We start from the raw sequence: 21,952 nt of genomic DNA on the forward strand, positions 1-21,952 counted from the left end.
CAGCGCCTACTTCCAAGCCCCATACGGATCCACCGACGTCTTGCCCAGCGCCTCGGCCACGGCCGGGTGGGTCAGTTCGCCCTTCAGCACGTTGAGGCCGCGCGCCAGGTGGACGTTGGTCTTCAAGGCGTCCAGGCCCTTGTCGGCCAAGGCCAGGCCGAACGGCAGGGTGGCGTTGCCCAGGGCTTCGGACGAGGTGCGCGGGGCCGCGCCCGGCATGTTGGCCACGCAGTAGTGGACGACGCCGTCGACCACATAGGTCGGCTCGGCGTGGGTGGTCGGCTTGCTGGTCTCGAAGCAGCCGCCCTGGTCGATCGAGACGTCCACGAGGACCGAGCCCGGCTTCATCTGCTTGAGGTGCTCGCGGCGGACCAGCTTGGGCGCGGCCGCGCCGGCGGTCAGCACCGCGCCGATGATCACGTCGGCCTTGAGGATCTCTTCCTCGACGGCGGCGAAGGTCGAATAGCGGGTCAGGATGCGGCCTTGATAGAGGTCGTCCAGCTCGCGCATGCGCGGGATCGAACGCTCCAGCACCACGACCTCGGCGCCCAGGCCGGCGGCCATGCGGGCGGCGTTGCTGCCGACCACGCCGCCGCCCAGCACGGCCACGCGGGCCGGGGGCACGCCGGGCACGCCGCAGAGCAAGAGGCCCATGCCGCCGTTGTGCTTGAGCAGGGTCTCGGCGGCCGAGAACACGGCGATCCGGCCGGCCACTTCCGACATCGGGGCCAGCAACGGCAGGCCGCCGCGCGCGTCGGTGACGGTCTCGTAGGCGATGGCGGCCGCACCGCTCTTCAGCAGGCCCTCGGTCTGGGCGGGATCGGGCGCCAGATGCAGGTAGGTGAACAGGATGTGGCGCGGCTCGAGCTTCTCCCACTCGACCTTTTGCGGCTCCTTGACCTTCACGATCATGTCCGCGCCGGCGAAGACCGCGGCCGCGTCGGGGGCGATGGTCGCGCCGGCCTTCACATAGACGTCGTCGGCATAGCCGGCGCCGAGGCCCGCGCCTGACTGGACCAGCACGGTGTGGCCGTGGCCGACATACTCGCGAACGGCCGTGGGGGTGAGCCCGACCCGGTGTTCGCCCGGTTTGATCTCGGAAGGGACGCCAACGCGCATGATGCTTCCTCCAAAAGCGCTTTGATCGAGACTGTGCGCCCAGCCGGGCGCAGTTTCCCTGGTGATTTCGTGTCCGCAGACCGCTGTTGCGCAGGATTCCTGCGTGCTATGACGGCGATATGAAGAAAGCCGCCGTTGACCTGGATGGTTTCGACCGGAAGCTCCTGCACCTGCTCCAGCGGCGGGGTCGAGCCAGCTATGTGGAAATGGCCGAGGCGGTGAATCTTTCCGAATCCGCCTGTCTGCGCCGGGTGCGGGCGCTTGAGGAGGCCGGCGTCATCGGCCGCTACGCCGCCGTGATCGACGAGCGGGCGGTGGGGCTGCCGCTCAGCGTCTTCGTCACCGTGACCTTGTCCTCCCAGGCCGAGACCGCGCTGAGCGCTTTCGAGAAGGCGATCACCAATGTTCGCGAGGTGGCCGAGTGCTACCTGATGACCGGCGGCTCGGACTATCTGCTGCGCCTGGTGGTGCGCGACGTCGACGACCTGGAGCGGGTCCACGCCCAGGAGCTGACCCGCATCCCCGGCGTGATCCGGGTCAGCAGCAGCATCGCCATGCGCACAGTCGTTAAGCGCGCCGAATTGCCGCTGTGAGCGCCTGATTAATCTTTCCTGAGCCGTTCCTGGCTAGGCTTTCGCCCGACATTCAAGGCCACGTCGGGGGACGAGATGGTTTCGAGACGGATCCTGCTGGGGGCCCTGGCGGGCCTGGCCGCGCCAGCCCTGGCCTTCGCCGAGGGCGACGGTCCGGCGCCCAACCTGCTGACCCGCAAGGGCCGCCGCACCTCCAGCGCCCTGAGGCATCAGGCGACCGACAAGGCCGCGCTGGACAAGGCCCTGGCCACCGTCAAGCCGCTGGAAACCGAGCCCGCCCACGCCGCGCCCGCCGCCGAGCCGGCGCAGGCGGTCTCGCCCGACGAGGCCCTGGGTCGCCTGAAGCAGGGCAACGCCATCTTCGCGCGCGGCGGCGCCAACCTCGTCCTGCCGACCACGGCTCGGGTGGCCGAGCTGGCCAAGGGCCAGGCGCCGTTCGCGGTGGTGATCGGCTGCGCCGATAGCCGCACCGCGCCGGAGCTGGTCTTCGACTGCAATCTCGGCGAGCTGTTCGTGATCCGCGTGGCTGGCTCGACCGTCAGCCGCGAGGGTCTGGGCTCGATCGTCTACGCCGTCGAGCACCTGGGCGCGCCGCTGATCGTGGTGCTGGGCCACACCAAGTGCGGCGCCGTGGGCGCGGCCGTGGACGTCGCCAAGAAACATTCGGAGCTGCACGGCGCCCTGCACGAAATGGTGCTGCCGATCCTGCCTGCCGTGCTGGAGGCCGACGAGACCCATCCCGCCGACCTGCAGGACGCCGCCATCCGCCGCAATGTCCGCGACATCGCCGGTCGCCTGAAGGTCGCCGATGGCGTCCTGGCCGAGCGCATCCACGAGGGCCGGCTGAAGGTCGTCTCGGCCTGCTACGACCTGACCACCGGCGTAGTGAGTTTCGACGCCTAAGCTCTACCTTAACGCTGTCATTTCAATGCCGTTGACCCCTGGTCGTGCTTGGGCTCAAGTCTCCCCAATCAGCGCAAATCAGGTGGGAGACTACGGATGTCGACGGACGAGACGCCGCCGGAAGGCGGGCGCGACCTCCGCTCATCTCTGACAGCGCGCTGGAACGCCTTACGCGCCGGGGTCTCCGAACGCTGGCCCGCCGCCCTCAAAGGCCCCGTGGCCATCGCGGTGGCCGGGGCGTTGATCGTCGGCTTCGGTGGCGGCTTCGCGGCCGGCAAGGGCGGCTGGTTCTTCGGCGGCGGCAAGCCGGCGGGTGTCGAATCGGTCAAGGGCGAGGCCTGGTCGCTGTTCGGCAAGCCGCGCGGCGCCAACGCGCCTCGACGCGGGATCCCCAAGCCCGAGGGCTTCGCGGTCTGGCAGACCCGCGTCGATAGCAGCGGCCCCGACCCGCTGGCCTGCATCCGCATGAGCAAGGCGCTGGATCCGTCCAAACCCTATGCCGACTTCGTGCTGGTCTCGCCCGACCTGGGCCGCCAGCCCTCGGTGCGGGTCAAGGACGACGAGCTGTGCCTGGGCGGCATCGGCTTCACCGATCACCGAATCACCCTGCTGAAGGGCCTTCCCGCCAAGGGCGGCGACACGCTCACCGCCAATGCCGACGTCGATTTCACCTTTGGTGAAAAGCCCCCTTATGTCGGCTTCGCCGGTGACGGCGTGATCCTGCCGCGCGAGGAGGCGGACGGCGTCGCCATCGAGACCATCAACGTCCAGACCCTGGCCGTCGAAGTCTGGCGGGTGCCGGACCGCAACCTGGTCCGCAAGTCGATCAGCGCGCCCGATCCGACGGGCGAGGGCGACTGGGCCGGCGAGTATGGCGACGACGCCGTGGGCGACGACGGCCGCCGGGTCTGGAAGGGAACCGTGCCGGTCACCGGCGGCGCGACCGGTCAGAAGGCGACCACCGTCTTCCCGCTGGGCGCGGTGCTGAAGGACATGAAGGCCGGCGCCTTTGTCATCAAGGCGCGCGACGCCTCGGGCGGCCGTGATCCCGACGCCGAGAGCGGCGGCGACAACAACCCCGCCCAGGCCCGCCGCTGGATCGTGTTCACCGACATGGCCATGCTGGCCTATGACGGCTCGGAGAGCCTGGACGTGGTCGTCCGCTCGCTGAAGAGCGCCAAGACCCTGTCGGGCGTGCGCGTGGCCCTGGTGGCCGCCGACGGCGAGTCCCTGGCCGAAAGCAACAGCGACGCCGACGGTCGGGTTCGTTTCCTGCGTCCGCTGCTGAAGGGCCAGGGCGCCGAGCGCGCCAAGATGGTCATGGCCTATGGGCCTCAGGGCGACTTGGCGGTGCTGGACCTGGACCGCTCGCCGGTCGACCTCAGCAAGCAGGGCGTGGGCGGCCGCACCGAAGGCGGCGTCGACGGGCGCAGCGTGGCCGCCGACATCGACGGCTACCTTTATGCCGACCGCGGCATCTACCGGCCCGGCGAGACGGTCCACCTGACCGCCATGGTCCGTGACCGGATGGCCAAGGCCGTCTCCGACCGCAAGGGCGAGATCGTCGTCAAGCGGCCGTCGGGCGTGGAGTTCAAGCGCTATCCGTTCAGCCGGGCCGACGCCGGCGCGGTGCTGACCGATATCGCCCTGCCCCGTTCGGCGCCGCGCGGCCGCTGGACCGCCGAGCTGCATATCGAGGGCATCGAGGAGGAGACGGGCAGCCTGTCGTTCTCGGTCGAGGACTTCGCCCCGCAACGCCTGGCGGTCACCGCCACGGGCCAGGAATCCGTCCCGGTCGCGGCTGGCGAGACCCGCAAGGTCGACGTCTCGGCCCGCTTCCTCTACGGCGCGCCGGGCGCGGGCCTGCAGACGCAGGGGGAAGCCCGCCTGCGCGCCGACAGCGATCCGTTCCCGGCCTACAAGGGCTTCGAGTGGGGCGACCAGTCCAAGACCTTCGACGAGAAATATATCGACCTGGGCACGACCGTCACCGACGGCGAGGGCCGGGCGATCCTGTCGGTCGGGACCACCGACGCCGGCGACACCGCCCAGCCGCTGGCGGCCTCGGTCACGGCCTCGGTGTTCGAGCCGGGCGGCCGTCCGGTCCGCGAGGGCCTGGACCTGAAGGTGCGTCCGAAGTCGGTCTATTACGGCGTCAAGATCGACCAGGGCGAGGCCGGCAAGGGCGATCCGCCCGTCAGTCTGGACATCATCGCCGTCGACGCCGCCGGCAAGCGCATCGGCGCGACCGCGACCTACACCCTGGTGGCCGAGCGCTGGGATTACGACTGGTTCCAGCAGAACGGCCGCTGGCAGTGGCGGCGCAGCAGCCGCGACGCGATCGTGGCCAAGGCGCAGGTCAATATCGGCGCCGGCTCGCCCGCCAAGCTGACTCGCCGCCTGGGCTGGGGCGACTATCGCCTCGAGGTCGAGGGCGCGGATGGCGCCCGCACCGTCACCCGCTTCTCGGCCGGCTGGGGCGCCCCGCCCGCGAGGGCGAGGCTCCCGACGTGGTCCGGGTGACCGCCGGGACCCGGACCTACAGCCAGGGCGACACCGTCGAGATCACCCTGAAGCCGCCCTATGCCGGCGAGGCCCAGATCGCGGTCGCCACCGACCGCCTGATCGACCTCAAGACGGTCAGCGTCGGCGAAAACGGGACCACCGTGCGCCTGAAGACCTCGGCCGCCTGGGGCGGCGGGGCCTATGTGATGGTCAGCGTCATCCAGCCGCGTGACCCGGTCGCTTCACCCAAGCCTCGCCGGGCCCTGGGCCTGGTTTACGTCCCGATCGATCCCAAGGGCCGCAAGCTGACGGTCGACCTCGGCACGCCAACCAAGATCGACAGCAAGGCCCCGGTCGAGATCCCGGTTAAGGTGTCGGGCCTGGGCTTTGGCCAGAAGGCCAAGGTCACCATCGCGGCGGTGGACGAGGGCATCCTGCGCCTGACCCACCAGGACAGCCCCGACCCGGTGAAGTGGTACTTCGGCAAGCGGGCCCTGACTCTGAACTACCGCGACGACTATGGCCGCCTGCTGGATCCCAACCTGGGCGCGCCGGCCAACGTCAATTTCGGCGGCGACGAGGTCGGCGGGGAGGGCCTGACGGTCACGCCGATCAAGACCGTGGCCCTGTGGTCCGGGATCGTCGAGACGGGCCTGGACGGCAAGGCGGTGGTCAAGCTGCCGGCCGCCGAGTTCAACGGCGAGCTGCGCATCCAGGCCGTGGCCTGGACCGACACCGCCGTCGGCTCGGCCTCCAAGCCGCTGACCGTGCGCCAGCCGGTGGTGGCCGATCTGAACCTGCCGCGCTTCCTGGCGCCGGGCGACCAGGCCTACGCCACGCTGGAGCTGCACAATGTCGAGGGCAAGCCGGGCCCCTACACGGCCGAGGCCTTCTCGACCAATGGCCTGAAGGTCGCCTTCAAGAAGGTGTTCCAGCTGATCCTGGGCCAGCGCATCGCCGAGAAAATCCCCTTCCTGGCGCCCGATGTCACGGGCATCGGCAAGATCGGCTTCAAGGTCGCCGGCCCGGGCTTCCAGACCAGCAAGGACTATCCGATCCAGACCCGCCTGGGCTGGGGCGACGTGGTGCGCACCACCACCGAGATCCAGCGTCCGGGCGAGGCCTATACGCCTTCGTACCAGCTGCTCTCGGGCCTGGCGGCGGGCGACGTCACGATGCAGGTCAGCTATTCGCCTATCCGGGGCTTCGACCCCTCGGCGATCGCGGTCGCCCTGCAGCGCTATCCGTACGGCTGCACAGAGCAGTTGGTCTCGACCGCCTATCCGCTGCTGTACGCCCAGACCTTCTCCAGTGACCCGAAGCTGAAGCGCACCCCGGCGGCCCTGGCCGGCGCGGTGGGCAAGCTGCTGGATCGCCAGACCCTAGACGGCGCCTTCGGCCTGTGGCGGGTGGGCGATGGCGAGGCCGATCCGTGGCTGGGCGCCTATGTCGTCGACTTCCTGCTGGAAGCCCGCGCCCAGGGCGTGGCCGTCCCCGACAGCGCCATCGACAAGGCGGTCTCGGCCATGCGCCAGGTCAGCCGTCCGGAAGGCTGGGCCTCGGTCGCCTATCGCATGGAATATCCGGGCTGGTGGGCCTCCAACGAGGACGCCTCCAAGAAGGCCACCGAGCGGATGCGCCGTCGCGCTTCGGCCTATGCCCTTTACGTGATGGCCAAGGCCGGCAAGGGCGATCTCGCCCGCCTGCGCTGGTGGCACGACGTGCAGATGAAGGACGAGAGCCAGCCGGTCGCCAAGGCTTATGTGGCCGCCGGCCTGGCCCGCATGGGCGACAACGCCCGCGCCCGCTCGGCCATGCGCCAGGCGGTCTCTTCTTTGGGCTATCGCGACGAGCAGGACTGGTACCAGTCGACCCTGCGCGACACCGCAGTGGTCACCGCCCTGGCGGCGGAGTCCAACATGATGGACATCGCTCGCCAGATGCAGGGGCGTCTGGAGAACGTCAGCAAGGACCCGGACAGCCTGAACACCCAGGAGCAGGCGGCGCTGCTGCACGCGGCCAACGCCCTGATCCAGGCCTCGGGTCCGATCTCGATCGACGCCAAGGGCGCCAACGCCCTGCCGCCGGCCGGGGCGCGCCGCGCTGGGCGGTGGGCAGGCTGGCCGACGCCCGCTTCGTCAACACCGGCAAGGGAACCCTGTGGCGGACCGTATCGGTGCGCGGCACGCCGATCTCGGCCCCGCCGGCCGAGGCGAAGGGTCTGTCAGTCTACAAGCGGCTGCTGTCGATGAGCGGCGGCGCGATCGACCCGGCCACGATCCGCCAAGGCGATCGGATCATCGTGCTGGTGGCCGGCAGCAACCAGCAGGCCCGCTCGACGGCCCTGGTGGTCGATGACGCCTTGCCGGCCGGCTTCGAGATCGAGACCACCCTGGGCGCCGACGACGCCCAGAACGGGCCGTTCAAGTTCCTGGGCGAGCTGACCGCCGCCGATGTCCAGGAAAGCCGCGACGACCGCTTCATCGCCGCCCTGGACCTGGCGGGGAACAAGAGCTTCGCCCTCGCCTATGTGGCGCGGGCGGTGACGCCGGGCTCGTTCTTCCTGCCCGGCGCGGTGGCCAAGGACATGTACCGTCCCGCCGTGGTCGGCCGCTCGGAAGCCTCGCGCGCGACCATCGCGCCGGGACCGTGAGGCGCGACGCCGTATCGGCCTTCTTCCCCCTCTGGGGGAGGAGGGCCGCAGGCCCGGAGGGGGCCCGTCAGTGAATGATCTTGGTGATACCGGCGCGTCATCTTCGACTCGCCCCCTCCGGATGCTGCGCATCCTCCTCCCCCGGAGGGGGAAGACGGGTCATGGCGTCCCCCGCCTGACAAAGGTCCTGGTCGGCCTGCTCGCCGCCGAGCTCACCCTCTTCACCCTCAGCGCCATCTTCCCGCCTGACATGACCCGCGCGCGGCATTCCTCGCCGGTCGTGCTGGACCGGCGTGGGGCCTGGCTGCGGGCCCTGCCGGTCGAGGACGGGCGGTGGCGGATCCGCGCCGATCTTCAGCGCACCGACCCGACCTTCCAGAAGCGCCTGATCAAGGTCGAGGACGCGCGGTTCTTCTGGCACCTGGGCGTTGATCCGCTGTCGCTGGCCCGGGCCATCGGCTCGGCGGTGATCCACGGCCGGGTGACCTCCGGGGCCTCGACCCTGACCATGCAGACCGCGCGCCTCTTGGAGCCGCGCCCGCGCACGGTCGGCGCCAAGTTGATCGAGATGGTCCGCGCCGTGCAGCTGGAATCGCGCCTGTCCAAGCGCGAGATCCTGGCCCTGTACCTGACCCTGGCGCCCTATGGCGGCAATCTGGAGGGCGCGCGGGCGGCCAGCCTCAGCTATTTCGGCCATGAGCCCTCCAGCCTGACCGACGGCGAGCAGGCGATGCTGATCGCCCTGCCGCAGTCGCCCGAGGCCCGCCGTCCCGATCGCCGCCCCGAGGCCGCCAAGGCCGCTCGCCGCGCGGTGCTGGACAAGATGGTCCGCGCCGGCGCCATCAGCCAGGCCGCCGCTTATGAAGCCGAGAACGAACCCCTGCCGCGCCGGACGCCGTTCCCGGCCTTGGCCTGGCATGTGGCCGGCGAACTGGCTCGGAACGCGCCCGCCAGCCAGGCCAGCGTGATCTCGACGATCGACGCCGACCTGCAGGCCCGGCTGGAGCCGATGGCCGGCGCGGCGGCCGCCGCGCAAGGACCGGACGCCACCGCCGCCATCCTGGTGGTCGAGATCAAGACCCGCGCTGTCCGCGCCGCCGTCGGCTCGGCGGGCCGCGATCGGGCCGGCGGCTGGGTCGACATGACCCGCGCCCTGCGCTCACCGGGGTCGGCCCTGAAGCCGTTCATCTACGCCATGGCCATGGACGACGGCCTGGTCGCCGCCGACACCCAGCTGGCCGACAGCGCCACCCGCTTCGCCGACTACCAGCCGGAGAACTTCGACCGGGTGTTCCACGACAAGGTCACCGTGCGCGAGGCCCTGGCCCACTCGCTGAACGTCCCGGCCGTGGCCACGCTGGAGAAGCTTGGCCCCGAGACCTTCGCCGGCCGGATCGAGGCCGCTGGCGCCCATCTGGCCCGGCCCAAGGCCCAGCTGAAGGCGGCCGGCCTGGCCCTCGCCCTGGGCGGCGAGGGGATCACCTGGCGCGATCTGGTCATGCTGTACGCGGCCCTGGGCGACAACGGGATCGCCAAGCCGCTGGCCTGGACCGAGGACGAGGCCAAGATGCGCGAGCACGCCGGCGGGACGCGCCTGGTCCGCCCCGAGGCGGCGCGGCAGGTGCTGGATATTCTCCGGGAAGCCCCGGCGCCGCGCGGCCGCGCGCCCTCGGCCCTGACGCGGGGCGGGCCGTCGATGGCCTTCAAGACCGGCACCTCGTACGGCTTCCGCGACGCTGTGGCGGCGGGGGTGGTCGGCGGCTATGCGATGCTGGTCTGGACAGGCAGGGCGGACGGCGGCGCGCGCGGCGGCCTGACCGGCCGCGACGCGGCCCTGCCGCTGCTGTTCGACGTCGCCGACGCGGTGGGTGCCCCGACCTCGGCCCCGCGCCCGATCGCGCCCAAGGCCGCACCGCTGGCGCTTCAGAAGCTGCAGGCGGCCGACGCCGGTCCGCGCCTGATCTTCCCACCCGACGGGGCGTCGGTGCAGGTCGACGGCTTCGAGCCGGGGGCGAGAGGCCTCGTCCTCGCCGCTGAGGGCGAAGGCCTGACCTGGTATGTCGAGGGACGGCCCCTGGACCTGGATCTGGTCAGCGGCCGTGCGATCTGGAAGCCCGCCGCGCCGGGGTTTTACAAGCTGTCGGTGATCGATACGCAGGGGCGGCGAGTCAGCGCCAGGGTGCGGATCAAAGGGGAGTAGCGCCGGAAACCTCGTCCTTCGACAGGCTCAGGATGAGGTTTCCTACTGCGGCCGAAAATAGTCCTCACCCTGAGCTTGTCGAAGGGCGAGGACGCTTGGCTCAGCCCTACTCGTCCCGCTTCCAGAACGGCCGGTCCTGCACGATCGTCTCGGCGATCGCCCGCTCGTAGTCCTCGCGGCTGCTGATGCCGATGTTCAGGTCGTTCACCAGGCCGTCGTGCAGCGAATAGACCCAGCCATGCACCGACAGCGACTGGCCGCGGGCCCAGGCGTCCTGGACGAAGACGTCGGCGGCGACGTTGCGGACCTGGCGGGCGACGTTCAGCTCGGTCAGGCGGTCCAGCATCTCGCGCTTGTCGCCGATCTCCTCCAGCTCGTGCTTGTGCTCGGCGTGGACCTCGCGGATCGGATGAAGCCAGTGGTCGACCAGGCCCCGGCGCTGGCCGTCGATGGCCGCCGCCACGCCGCCGCAGCCGTAGTGGCCCACGACCATGACGTGCTTGACCTTCAGCACGTCGACCGCGAACTGCAGCACGGACAGGTAGTTGGCGTCCTGCGGCGGGGCCAGGTTGGCGACGTTGCGGTGGACGAACAGCTCGCCCGGATCCAGGCCGACGATCTCGTTGGCCGGCACGCGACTGTCGCTGCAGCCGATCCAGAGATATTCCGGGCTCTGCTGGCCTTCCAGGCGCTTGAAGAATTCGGGATCGACCTCGGTCTTGCTCTTCGACCAGGCGGCGTTGTTGGCTTTCAGGTCCTCAAGCATCTAGCGCTCCGGATGATGGTCGGGATGGGCGGCGGCGATGGCCGGGTGCTTGGCCGCGCGGGTCGCGGCGGCGGCGATGGCCGGGAACGGGGAAAGGTCGATGTTAAAGCGACCGGCGTTGAACACCTGCGGCACCAGCAGGCAGTCGACCAGGCCCGGCGCGTCGCCATAGGCGAAGCCGCCCGAGTGCTGGGCCACCATCGGCTCCAGCGCCCGGAAGCCGTCGCTGATCCAGCGGGCGACCCAGGCGTTGCGGTCGGTCTCGCCGATCTCCAGCGCGGTCAGCTGGCGCAGGACCCGCAGGTTGTTCAGCGGGTGGATGTCGCAGGCGATGATCTCGGCCATGCCCCGCACGATGGCCCGCTCGAACGGGGCGGTGGGCAGCAGGCGCGGCTCGGAGACGACCTCGTCCAGCCACTCCAGTATGGCCAGGCTCTGGGTCAGGGGACGGCCGTCGACCTCCAGGGTCGGAACCAGGGCCTGGGCGTTCAGCGCGCGATAGCCGTCGGCCTGATGGGCGTTCGCCACCAGGTCCACGGGACGCAGGTCATAGGCCAGTCCCTTCAGGTTCAGGCCGATGCGCACCCGGTAGGGCGCGCTGGCGCGCTTGGCGCTGTGCAGGACGAGCTTCATGTCAGGCCCTAGACCAGGGTGAATTCCAGACGGCCGACGCCCTCGACCTCGCCCACGACCTTATCGCCGCGGACGATGGCGCCGACGCCCTCGGGGGTGCCGGTGAAGATCAGGTCGCCGGCGGCCAGGGTCCACAGTTCGCTGGCCTTGGCGATCACCTCGCCGATGTTCCAGATGAGATCACCGACCTCGCCGCGCTGGCGCTCGGCGCCGTTGACCGACAGGGTGACGGCGGCCCGCGCCGGCGGAGCGTCCATGACCCGGATGGCGGTGATCGGGGCGCTGGCGTCGAAGGCCTTGCCGGCCTCCCACGGGTGGCCCTTGGCCTTGGCCGCGCCTTGCAGGTCACGGCGGGTCAGGTCGACGCCGACGGCGTAGCCGAACACGGCTTCCAGGGCCTGGTCGGGTGTCAGGTTCGCGCCGCCGCTCTTCAGCGCGACCACCAGCTCGATCTCGTGGTGCAGGTCGCTGGTCGCCAGCGGATAGGCGACCTCGCGCGGCGCGACGACGACCGCGTCGGCGGGCTTGGCGAAGAAGAACGGCGGGTCGCGCTCGTCCGCGCCCATCTCGCGCGCATGGGCGGCGTAGTTGCGGCCGACGCACAGGACGCGGCGGATGGGGAAGACCGCATCGGATCCCTCCACCGGGACCGTCGGGATGGCGTGCGGAGGGAACGCGTAGGTCGTCATGGCGCCTCCTGTAGACCCAAAACCCGCGCGCCAAAACCCCCGCTGGGAAGCTGCCGCATGGTCAATCGCCATGACGCCGCAAAGTGGTCGCCGTTCAGAAATCCTGCGGTTGAACGCTGGCCCTAAACGTTCTTTCACTTGCCGGGGTCCGCGCCATCGCGTCATGTCGGCGGCGGGGATAGGGCGAGTTCAATCGGGGGCTTTAGGACGCGCATGCTGATCATCGAGAATCTGACCCATGTCTATGGCAACGGCACCCGCGCCCTGGACGAGGTCAGCCTGACGATTCCGCGCGGCATGTACGGGCTTCTGGGTCCGAACGGGGCCGGCAAGTCCACCCTGATGCGCACCATCGCCACCCTGCAGGCCCCGACGTCGGGCCACATCCGGTTCGGCGACATCGACGTCCTCAAGACCCCCGAGGCGCTGCGCGAGACCCTGGGCTACCTGCCTCAGGACTTCGGCGTCTATCCGCGGGTCTCGGCCTACGACATGCTGGACCACATGGCGGTGCTGAAGGGCATTTCCGGGCCCAAGGAACGCAAGGCCACGGTCGAGCACCTGCTGAACCAGGTGAACCTGTGGACCGTGCGCAAGAAGGCCATCGCCGGCTTCTCCGGCGGCATGCGCCAGCGGTTCGGCATCGCCCAGGCCCTGATCGGCGACCCGCGCCTGATCATCGTCGACGAGCCCACGGCCGGCCTCGACCCCGAGGAGCGCAACCGCTTCCTGAACCTCCTGGCCGAGATCGGCGAGAACGTGGTGGTGATCCTGTCGACCCACATCGTCGAGGACGTCAGCGACCTCTGCCCGGCCATGGCCATCATCTGCGACGGCCGCATCGTCAGCGAAGGCGCCCCCAACGACCTAGTGGCCAAGCTGCAGGGCCGGATCTGGAAGAAGATCATCGACAAGGCCGAACTGGAGGCCGCCAAAGCCCGCTACAAGGTCATTTCCACCCGCCTGCTGGCCGGCCGCACGGTCATCCACATCCTGTCGGACGACAATCCGGGCGAGGGCTTCACCCCCGTCGAGGGCGGGCTGGAGGACGTCTACTTCTCCACCCTCTCGACCACGCGGCGGGCGGCCTGACGGGGAGCGGCGCGATGTTTCGCAAGATCGCGGGCTTCGAGCTCCGCTACCAGCTGAAGTCGCCCGTCTTCTGGGTGGTGGCGACCATCTTCTTCCTGCTGACCTTCGGGGCGGCGACGATCGACCAGATCCGCATCGGCGGCGGCGGCAACATCCACAAGAACGCCCCGTTCGCGATCGCCCAGACCCACCTGATCCTGTCGATCTTCTACATGTTCGTGACCACGGCCTTCGTGGCCAACGTGGTGGTGCGCGACGACGAGACCGGCTTCGGGCCGATCCTGCGGTCCACCCGGGTGAAGAAGTTCGACTATCTGTACGGCCGCTTCACCGGGGCCTTCCTGGCGGCGGCGATCTCGTTCCTGGTCGTGCCGCTGGCGATCTGGATCGGTTCGTTCATGCCGTGGATCGATCCCGAGCGGCTGGGTCCCAATGACCTCCACGCCTATCTCTTCTCGTACTTCGCCCTGGCGCTGCCCTCGATCCTGCTGACCTCGGCGCTGTTCTTCGCCCTGGCCACCATCACCCGCTCGATGATGTGGACCTATGTCGGCGTCATCGCCTTCATGGTGCTGTGGATCGTCGCCAACATCGCGCTGGATCGGCCGGAATTCGAGAAGGCCGCCGCCTATTGGGAGCCGCTGGGCACCGCCGCCTACGGTCTGGTGACCAAGTATTGGACCGCCAGCGAACGCAACGGCCTGACCCCGCCTCTGGCCGGCGCCCTGCTGTTCAACCGCGTGTTCGTGCTGATCCTGTCGTCCGGCTTCCTGGCCCTGGCCTATGTCCTGTTCCGCTTCCAGTCGGCCGATCTCTCGGGCCAGCGCAAGGTCAAGGCGGGCAGGAAGGCCGAGGCCGAGGCCGCGCCGACGGCCCTGAGCGGCCCGTTGCCGACACCGGTGTTCGATCGCAAGACCGCCTGGGCCCAGCTGGTCGTCCGCACCCGGCTGGACATGGGGCAGGTGTTCAAGAGCCCGGCCTATTTCGTGCTGCTGGCCCTGGGCCTGGCCAACGCCATGGGCTCGCTGTGGTTCGCGACCGACGCGGGCCGCTACGGCGGCGTCGTCTATCCGGTCACTCGCGTGCTGCTGCAGCCGCTGCTGGGCTCGTTCGGCCTGATCCCGATGATCATCGCCATCTACTATTCGGGTGAGCTGGTCTGGCGCGAGCGTGAGAAGAAGACCCACGAGATCATCGACGCCACCCCCGTGCCCGACTGGGCCTTCGTGGCGCCCAAGACCCTGGCCATCAGTCTGGTGCTGGTCTCGACCCTGCTGGTCAGCGTGGTCGCCGCCGTGCTCAGCCAGGCCTTCCACGGCTACTTCAACTTCGAGCTCGACAAGTACCTGCTGTGGTACGTGCTGCCCCAGGCCGTCGACTGGATCCTGCTGGCGGTGCTGGCCGTGTTCCTGCAGGCGATCAGCCCGCACAAGTTCATCGGCTGGGGCCTGATGGTGATCTACATCGTCACCACGCTCACGTTCGTGAACCTCGGCTTCGAGCACAAGCTCTACAACTACGGCTCCGTCACCGACACGCCGTTCTCCGACATGAACGGCCTGGGCAAGTTCTGGATCGGCGCCTGGTGGCTGCGCGCCTACTGGACCGCCTGCGCCCTGCTGCTGCTGGTGCTGGCCTATGGCCTGTGGCGGCGCGGAACCGAGACCCGGCTGCTGCCGCGCCTGCGCCGCCTGCCCTCGCGCCTGAACGGCGGGGCGGGGATCCTGGCCGGCGTCGCCTTGGTCGCCTTCGTGGCCCTGGGCGGGTTCATCTACCTGAACACCAACGTCTGGAACGACTACCGGACCAAGATCGACAACGAAAAGTGGCAGGCCGACTACGAGAAGACCCTGCTGCCGTTCGAGACCACGCCGCAGCCCAAGATCGTGTCCATGACCCTGGACGTCGATCTCAAGCCCCACAACCCCAGCGTCGAGACCAAGGGCTCGTACGTGATCGAGAACCGCACCGGCGCGGCGCTGAAAGAAATCCACGTCCGCTTCGACCGCGACCTCAAGGTCAAGGGGCTGTCGATCGAGGGTGCGCGGCCCAAGAAGACCTTCGAGAGGTTCAACTACCGGATCTTCGCCTTCGACACGCCGATGGCGCCGGGCGAGCGCCGCAAGATGAGCTTCATCACCGACCGCGGCCAGCTGGGCTTCCCCAACAGCGACCAGGAGCACCGGGTCGTCGACAACGGGACCTTCATCAACAACCTGGAGATCGCGCCGATCCTGGGCATGTCGCGCGACGGCCTGCTGCAGGATCGCGCCAAGCGCCGCAAGTACGGCCTGCCGCCCGAGCGCCGCATGGCCAAGCTGGGCGACGTCCCGTCCCGCCAGTTCAACGGCCTGCGCAAGGACGCCGACTTCGTCACCTCCGACATCACCGTCACCACCGAGGCCGACCAGACGCCGATCGCGCCGGGCTACAAGGTCTCGGACACGATCAAGAACGGCCGCCGCGTCGCGCGCTTCGTCACCGAGGCGCCGATCATGCCGTTCGTCTCGATCCAGTCGGCCCGCTACCAGGTCGCCAAGGAGAACTACAAGGGCGTCGAGCTGGCGGTCTATTACGACGCCCAGCACACCTGGAACATCGACCGCATGAAGACGTCGATGAAGCGGTCGCTGGACTACATGAACGCCAATTTCAGCCCCTACCAGTTCCGCCAGCTGCGGTTCCAGGAGTTCCCCGACTACGAGCAGTTCGCCCAGTCGTTCGCCAACACCATCCCGTGGTCGGAGGGGATGTTCTTCATCTCCGACTACCGTGACCCGACTAAGATCGACATGGTCACCTATGTCGGCGCGCACGAGATCGGCCACCAGTGGTGGGCCCACCAGGTGATCGGCGCCGACCAGCAGGGCGGAGCGATGCTGTCGGAGACCTTCGCCCAGTACTCGGCCCTGATGGTGATGAAGCACACCTATGGCGAGGACCAGATCCGCAAGTTCCTGAAGTTCGAGCTGGACAGCTATCTGCGCGCGCGCGGCGGCGACGTCATCGACGAGCAGCCGCTCTACAAGGTCGAGAGCCAGCCCTACGTCTATTATCGGAAGGGCTCGCTGGTCATGTACCGGCTGCAGAGCGAGCTGGGCGAAGAGACGGTCAACCGCGCCTTGCGCAAGCTGATCGCCCAGTACGCGTTCAAGGGCGCGCCCTATGCGATCACGACCGACTTCCTGACCCTGTTGCGCGCCGAGGCCCCGGCCGACAAGCAAGCCTTGATCACCGACCTGTTCGAGAAGATCACGCTCTACGATCTCAAGACCAAGAGCGCCTCGGTGAAGAAGCGGGCCGACGGCCGGTTCGACGTGACGGTCACGGTCGACGCCCAGAAGAAGTACGCAGACGGCAAGGGCAAGGAGACCGCCGCGCCCCTGAACGAGGCCATGGAGATCGGCCTGTTCACGGCCAAGCCCGGCGACAAGGGTTTCGACGCCAAGGACGTCGTCGCCTATGAGCGACGTCCGATCCGCTCGGGCGTGCAGACCTTCACCTTCACGGTGGCCAAGGCGCCGACCTTCGCCGGGATCGATCCCTACAACACGGTGATCGACCGCAACGGCGACGACAACACGGTCAAGGTGGGACAGTAGGGCCAAAGGTGAGGCAGCAGGCATGAAAAGGCGGCCGTCGCGGGTGCGGCGGCCGCCTGATCTTTTCCCGATCCCCTCATCCCGCCTTTGCGCGGGGTGAGGGGCTGGAAGCCAATCCGGGCTTAGTGGCCTTCCTTGGCCTTGGCGACGTCTTCGCCGGTGTCGAAGCCCTTCTTCAGGCCTTCGGCCATGTTCAGGTGCTCCTGGACCTTCGGGGCCGTGGCGGCGGCGAAGGCCTTGATGGCCGGGGTGTCGCCGTCCTGGGCGTAGCGCTGCAGCAGGTTCAGGGCCGCCTGGTGGGCGTCGACCTGGCTGTCGGCGTACTTCTTGTCGAAGTCCTTGGCGTCGGCCTTGTTCAGGTCGTCCAGCTTGCCCTGCAGGTCTTCCGGCAGCATCGTCGGCGGCGTGATCGACGCGCCCGAGGCGGCGATGGCCGACTTCAGTTCCGCGGTGGTGGCCGTGTGGGCCTTTTCCATGGCGGCGGCGAACTTCTTCACCGACGGATTGGTCGAGCGCTTGGCGGCCAGCTTGGCGGCCTCGATCTCGAACATGTCGCTGGCGGCGGCCTTGGCGACGAAGACGTCGGCCTTGGTCTCGTCCGACGGGGTCGGGACGGTCGCGGCGGGGTTGGCGTCCGGCGTCGCGGCCTGTTCGGCCGGCGTGGCGGCGCCCTTGGTCTCATCGGTCTTTTGGCCGCAGGCGGCCAGGCTCAGCGCGGCGACGGCGGCGCCGGCGATCATAAGGTGACGGGTCATGGCTCTGTCTTTCCCTGGGTTCTTTTTTGTAGAGAGGGATGAAGGCGGCGCCGCGGTTCGCCGTCGTGCCACAAAGAACATCACGGGGCCGTGAACGGTTCCCGTGAAGCCCGAGGAACATCGATATGGCTGAAGGCCCGCTTTCCGAACTGCGCGTGATCGAGATGGGATCGCTGATCGCCGGGCCCTTCTGCGGTCAGGTGTTGGGCGACTTCGGGGCCGAGGTCATCAAGCTGGAGGACCCCAAGGTCGGCGATCCGATGCGCCAATGGGGACGGTCCAAGCCCAAGGGCCTGTCGCCCTGGTGGCCGGTCATCGGCCGCAACAAGAAGTCGGTCACCGTCGACCTGCGCACCGACGAGGGTCGCGACATCGCCCGCGCCCTGATCGCCAAGGCCGACGTGGTGGTCGAGAACTTCCGCCCCGGCACGCTGGAAAAGTGGGGCATGGGCTACGGGGATCTGGCCAGGACCAATCCGGGCCTGGTGATGGCGCGGGTCTCGGGCTTCGGCCAGACGGGACCCTACGCCAAGCGCGCCGGCTACGCCCTGGTCGGCGAGGCCATGGGCGGCCTGCGCCACATCACGGGCGAGCCCGACCGCAATCCGGCCCGGGCCGGAATCTCGATCGGCGACAGCCTGTCGGGCCTGAACGCCGCCCTGGGCGTGATGATGGCCCTGCACGCGCGCCAGCGCACCGGCAAGGGCCAGGTGGTCGACGCGGCGATCTACGAGAGCGTGCTGACGGTGATGGAGAACCTGATCACCGAGTACGACCTGACCGGCTATGTCCGCGAGCGCTCGGGGGCGGTGCTGCCCGGCATCGCGCCGTCGAATGTCTATCCCACCAAGTCCGGAGAACTTGTACTGATCGGGGCCAACCAGGACACCCTGTTCAAGCGCCTCTGCGACCTGATGGGCCGGCCGGACTTGGCCGAGGACGTCCGCTATCGCGACCACGCCGCTCGCGGCGTCCACCAGCACGAGCTGGACGCCCGCATCGCCGCCTGGACCGCCGACCAGGAGATCGACGACCTGCTGCCCAAGCTGGAGGCCGCCGGCCTGGCCACGGGCCGCATCTACCGCGCCCCCGACATGCTGAAGGACCCGCAGTTCGCGGCGCGGGACTCGATCGTGACCGTCGATCACCCGGTGTTCGGCCCGATCAAGATGCAGAACGCCTTTCCGAAGCTGACCGAAACGCCGGGCGGCGTGCGCTGGCCGGGACCGACCCTGGGCGAGCACACCGACGCGGTGCTGGCCGAGGTGGCGGGGATGGACGCGGAGACGCTGAGCAAGCTGCGGGCGAAGGGGATTGTCGGCGAGGCTCCCCCCACCTGACCGCTTCGCGGTCGTCCGCCGCCAAAGGCGGGCGGAAGGAAGGCGCACGACCTTCTTCCCCCTCCGGGGGAGGAGCGCCGAAGGCGCGGAGGGGGCAAGTGAGCCGCTAGACCCGCCCCGTCACCCCCGCCACCGCCCGGGCGATCTGGTGGACGTTGTAGGGCTTGCGCACGATCGGGGCGTCGAAGCCCATCGGGGCGGCCTTGTCGGCATAGCCGGTGGCGAACACGAACGGCCGGCCGATGGTGCGCAGGATCTCGGCCACCGGGGCCACGGACTGACCGTTGAGGTCGGCGTCCAGCACCGCCACGTCGAAATCCAGCTCGACCATCGACAGCGCCTCGCTCAGCTCGGCGGCGCAGCCGACCACCTCGACGCCGGCGTCCTCGAGGCCCGCCTCCAGCTCCAGGGCCAGCAGCAGGGAATCCTCGACGATCAGCACCTTGAGGCCGGCGATCGCGCCCGGGCGGACGGTCTCGTCGGCGGCGACGACGGTCTCGACGATGCGTTCGGGGGCGGCGCTCTCCACCTCGACCGGCGGCGCGTCGGCCAGGGCCTCGGCCGCGCCCTGGATCATGGCGGTGACGCCGCTGGGCTTGTAGTTGATCCGGGCCGAACCGCCCAGCTCGCGACCGGCGACGTCCTCGATCAGGGTGGCGCCGAAGCCCTTGGTCTTGGGCTCGGTCGCCGGCGGACCGCCGGTCTCCAGCCATTCCAGGGCGAAACCGCCCTCGGGCGTGCGCCGCCAGACGACCTCGACCTTGCCGTTCTCGCTGGAGAGCGAGCCGTAGCGCATGGCGTTGACCGCCAGTTCGTGCAGGGCCAGCGACAGGGCCGCCGCGGCGCGCGGCGTCAGGAACATCTCCGGCCCGTCCCAGCGGGTCTGGGTCGGGGACAGCCCGCCCAGCTCGGCGGCGGCGATCCGCGCCAGGGTCGCGCCACGCCAGCGGGCGGCGGTCAGCAGATCGTGGGCCGAGCTCATCGACTTCAGCCGGCCGGCGAAGGTCTTCAGGAACACGTCCAGCGAGGCCGACTTGCGGGCCGACTGGGCCGCCACCGACTGGACCACGGCCAGCAGGTTCTTGATGCGGTGGTCCAGCTCGACGACCAGGTTCTCGCGCTGCTCTTCCTCGGCCCGGCGCTCGGTGATGTCCTGGACGACGCCGATCAGATAGGCGGGCTCGCCGTTCGCGTCGCGCAGGATCACGCCCGAGCCATGGTTCCAGATCTCGCGCCCGTCGGGGCCGTTGGGGCGTCGGTACTCGGCCTCGTAGCGGTCGGTCTCCGCCAACTGCCGGTCGACCGACTCCTTCAGCCAGGCCTGATCGTCGGCATGTAGGTAGCGATACAGAGCCTGGCCGTTCTCGCCAGGGATCTCGCCCGCCGGGATGTCCGAGATCTTGGCCAGGCGCGGGCTGATCTTGAAGACGTCGCGTTTGACGTCCCACTCGAACTCGCCGAGGCTGGCCGCCGAGATGGCCAGGTCCAGGCGCTCGCTTTCCAGATTGCGCGCCGCGCACGGCTTGGCCGCCAGGCTGATGGCGGCCAGATCGGCCAGGTCTTCCAGCGCCTGCAGGTCGTCGTCCGACGCGACCCCGGTCGTGCCCGGTCCCTCGACGACCAGCGCGCCCAGCGCGTGGCCCTGGGTGTCGCGGATCGGGACCGCCAAGCCGATGGGCGCATTGGCGGCGACCACGCGGGCGGCCAGATCGCCGTCGCGCGGGCCCTCGGGGCCGGGATAGCCGACATAGGCCATGCGCCAGATGCGGTCCGCGTCGACCAGGACCAGCGCCGCCTTGGGCGCGTCGAACAGCTTGGCCGCGAGACGGGCGAAGCGCAGGAACCGCGGCTCGTTCGGGGCGCCGTTCAGGATGTCCAAGGCCCTCAAGGCGTTGAGACGGGCGGTTTCCTGGCGGTCGTCGCTGACGATGGGGGCGTCCTCCATGATTCGAGCTTAGACCCGCTTCGCGTTTGGCGCGAGCGCCTTTGAAATCATAGGAAGGATCGCGCGAAGGCGGGCCTCAGGGGAATCCCCAGTGGTGAAGCTTGTCGACCTTGAGTATCTTGGAACCGCAGCGCTAAGCTCGGCGTTGACGGGGCGCAGCTTCCGCGCCCAAGACTTCCTCGTTTCAAGTCGGTCGCGTCGCGAACAGGAGATGACCATGCCCGCCAATCCCGCCGCCAAGGAAGCCGACAAGGCCAAGAGCGCCGCCCTGGAGGCCGTCGAGCACGCCGAGCGCGGTTTCGCGCAGGCCGCCGACGCCGCCCGCGTCCAGTTGACCGAAGCCGCCAAGCGCGTCGAGAAGTCGGTGGCTGAAGGCTTCGAGACCCTGCGCGCCCAGAGCCGCGCCTATACCGACACCGCCGGCCAGCAGCTGGAAGACGCCCAGCGCTACGTCTCCGAGCGCGTGCGTGAACGTCCGATCACCGCCACCTTGGCCGGGCTTGGCGTGGGCGTGCTGCTCGGCCTGCTGATCGCTGGCGGCCGCCGCAGCAGCGACCGGTGATTTTCGAAAAGACCCTGATGACGCTGGCCGCGGCCGCGGCGATCGCCGCCGCCGCCGCCGTCAGCGTCGTGTCCGCCGCCTTTGCGATCTACGCGGTGCTGGTCCCGCTGGTCACGCCGGCGGGCGCGGCCGCCATCGTGGCCGCCGTCGCGGCCCTGATCGTCGCCATCGCCGGCATGATCGCCGCCCGCAAGGTCGAAGGTCATCGTGATCGCCACCAGGCCGCCCCGCCGCCGGGCGGCTTCGACATGACCGGCCGGATCGTCGAGATCGTCCGCGATCGCCCGATCCTGTCGATCGGCGTCGGCCTGGCCGCCGGGATCTTCGCGCTGAAGAACCCGACCCTGACCGCCGCCGTGGCCAAGGCCTTTCTGGATCCGAAGCCACCACAGCGCTGATCGCGCGTTGTATGGATGCGAACCCCGCCGCCGGGCCTGGCTCGGCGGCGTTTTCGTGTCTTGAGATTTCCCAGCCTTTAGATTTCGGGGAAACCCCAAGTTTCAAAGGGAATTTCTCAACTAAAGTTGAGCGCGTCAGGCCGCTTTAGAAGCTTACGCTTTGGCCCTGCCCGTTCTAGATGCCTTCCGCGCGTTCC

The 21,952-nt window shown here is 69.2% G+C and carries 14 protein-coding genes and 2 pseudogenes; 9 read left to right on the forward strand and 7 right to left on the reverse strand.

Annotation, left to right across the window (positions count from 1 at the left end; translation table 11 throughout):
- Window positions 1–6: 6 nt before the first annotated feature.
- Entirely contained in the window at window positions 7–1,119 is a 1,113-nt protein-coding gene (gene ald, locus MZV50_RS00915; protein WP_252632518.1) for an alanine dehydrogenase, read from the reverse strand.
- A 119-nt stretch (window positions 1,120–1,238) separates the two neighbouring features.
- On the opposite strand from ald, the gene MZV50_RS00920 reads away from it, so the two are divergent.
- The 4 genes and pseudogenes from MZV50_RS00920 (at window position 1,239) to pbpC (ending at window position 9,973) form a co-directional block, all read left to right on the forward strand.
- A complete protein-coding gene (locus MZV50_RS00920; protein ID WP_252632519.1) occupies window positions 1,239–1,712 on the forward strand; it encodes an Lrp/AsnC family transcriptional regulator in 474 nt (157 codons plus the stop codon).
- A 75-nt stretch (window positions 1,713–1,787) separates the two neighbouring features.
- The gene (locus tag MZV50_RS00925) at window positions 1,788–2,615 is read left to right on the forward strand and encodes a carbonic anhydrase (protein WP_252632520.1); all 828 of its coding nucleotides are present in this window, start codon (window positions 1,788–1,790) and stop codon (window positions 2,613–2,615) included.
- A 96-nt stretch (window positions 2,616–2,711) separates the two neighbouring features.
- A pseudogene (locus MZV50_RS00930) lies at window positions 2,712–7,773 on the forward strand (alpha-2-macroglobulin family protein).
- A gap of 121 nt (window positions 7,774–7,894) precedes the next feature.
- Complete coding sequence (gene pbpC / locus MZV50_RS00935) at window positions 7,895–9,973, forward strand: penicillin-binding protein 1C (RefSeq protein ID WP_252632521.1); 2,079 nt, start codon at window positions 7,895–7,897, stop codon at window positions 9,971–9,973.
- On the opposite strand, the pseudogene MZV50_RS26645 reads toward pbpC, so the two are convergent.
- The 4 genes and pseudogenes from MZV50_RS26645 to MZV50_RS00950 all read right to left on the reverse strand — a co-directional run.
- A pseudogene (locus MZV50_RS26645) lies at window positions 9,960–10,062 on the reverse strand (hypothetical protein); the annotation flags it as partial. The gene pbpC and the pseudogene MZV50_RS26645 sit on opposite strands and share 14 nt — an antisense overlap.
- A 17-nt stretch (window positions 10,063–10,079) precedes the next feature.
- Window positions 10,080–10,739: a carbonic anhydrase gene (locus MZV50_RS00940; RefSeq protein ID WP_252632523.1), complete on the reverse strand. Its 660-nt coding sequence runs from the start codon at window positions 10,737–10,739 to the stop codon at window positions 10,080–10,082.
- A complete protein-coding gene (gene maiA / locus MZV50_RS00945) occupies window positions 10,740–11,372 on the reverse strand; it encodes a maleylacetoacetate isomerase (RefSeq protein ID WP_252632525.1) in 633 nt (210 codons plus the stop codon).
- A gap of 8 nt (window positions 11,373–11,380) precedes the next feature.
- Window positions 11,381–12,061, reverse strand: coding sequence for a fumarylacetoacetate hydrolase family protein (locus MZV50_RS00950; protein ID WP_252632527.1), 681 nt, complete (start codon window positions 12,059–12,061; stop codon window positions 11,381–11,383).
- Window positions 12,062–12,274: 213 nt separating this feature from the next.
- On the opposite strand from MZV50_RS00950, the gene MZV50_RS00955 reads away from it, so the two are divergent.
- Window positions 12,275–13,153, forward strand: a complete 879-nt coding sequence (locus MZV50_RS00955; RefSeq protein ID WP_252632528.1) for an ABC transporter ATP-binding protein — start codon at window positions 12,275–12,277, stop codon at window positions 13,151–13,153.
- A gap of 14 nt (window positions 13,154–13,167) precedes the next feature.
- Window positions 13,168–16,755 carry an ABC transporter permease/M1 family aminopeptidase gene (locus MZV50_RS00960; RefSeq protein ID WP_252632529.1) on the forward strand — a complete coding sequence of 1,196 codons (3,588 nt, stop codon included), beginning with the start codon at window positions 13,168–13,170 and terminating at the stop codon, window positions 16,753–16,755.
- Between the two features lie 122 nt (window positions 16,756–16,877).
- Here the strand turns inward: MZV50_RS00960 and MZV50_RS00965 are convergent, their stop codons facing one another.
- Window positions 16,878–17,510, reverse strand: a complete 633-nt coding sequence (locus MZV50_RS00965) for a DUF4142 domain-containing protein (protein WP_252632530.1) — start codon at window positions 17,508–17,510, stop codon at window positions 16,878–16,880.
- A 125-nt stretch (window positions 17,511–17,635) separates the two neighbouring features.
- Here MZV50_RS00965 and MZV50_RS00970 point away from each other — a divergent pair, with 125 nt between their 5' ends.
- The gene (locus MZV50_RS00970) at window positions 17,636–18,850 is read left to right on the forward strand and encodes a CaiB/BaiF CoA transferase family protein (RefSeq protein WP_252632532.1); all 1,215 of its coding nucleotides are present in this window, start codon (window positions 17,636–17,638) and stop codon (window positions 18,848–18,850) included.
- A gap of 106 nt (window positions 18,851–18,956) precedes the next feature.
- On the opposite strand, the gene MZV50_RS00975 is transcribed toward MZV50_RS00970, so the two are convergent.
- Window positions 18,957–20,795: an HWE histidine kinase domain-containing protein gene (locus MZV50_RS00975; protein ID WP_252632533.1), complete on the reverse strand. Its 1,839-nt coding sequence runs from the start codon at window positions 20,793–20,795 to the stop codon at window positions 18,957–18,959.
- Window positions 20,796–21,012: 217 nt separating this feature from the next.
- Here MZV50_RS00975 and MZV50_RS00980 point away from each other — a divergent pair, with 217 nt between their 5' ends.
- Both MZV50_RS00980 and MZV50_RS00985 read left to right on the forward strand, forming a co-directional pair.
- Window positions 21,013–21,357 (forward strand): hypothetical protein, encoded by a 345-nt coding sequence (locus MZV50_RS00980; protein ID WP_252632535.1) that lies wholly within the window; start codon window positions 21,013–21,015, stop codon window positions 21,355–21,357.
- A complete protein-coding gene (locus tag MZV50_RS00985) occupies window positions 21,354–21,755 on the forward strand; it encodes a hypothetical protein (RefSeq protein ID WP_252632536.1) in 402 nt (133 codons plus the stop codon). The genes MZV50_RS00980 and MZV50_RS00985 overlap by 4 nt, the downstream gene beginning before the upstream one ends.
- The last annotated feature ends 197 nt before the right edge of the window (window positions 21,756–21,952 follow it).

It is taken from the genome of Caulobacter segnis, from assembly GCF_023935105.1.
In the GTDB taxonomy this organism is placed as follows: domain Bacteria; phylum Pseudomonadota; class Alphaproteobacteria; order Caulobacterales; family Caulobacteraceae; genus Caulobacter; species Caulobacter segnis_B.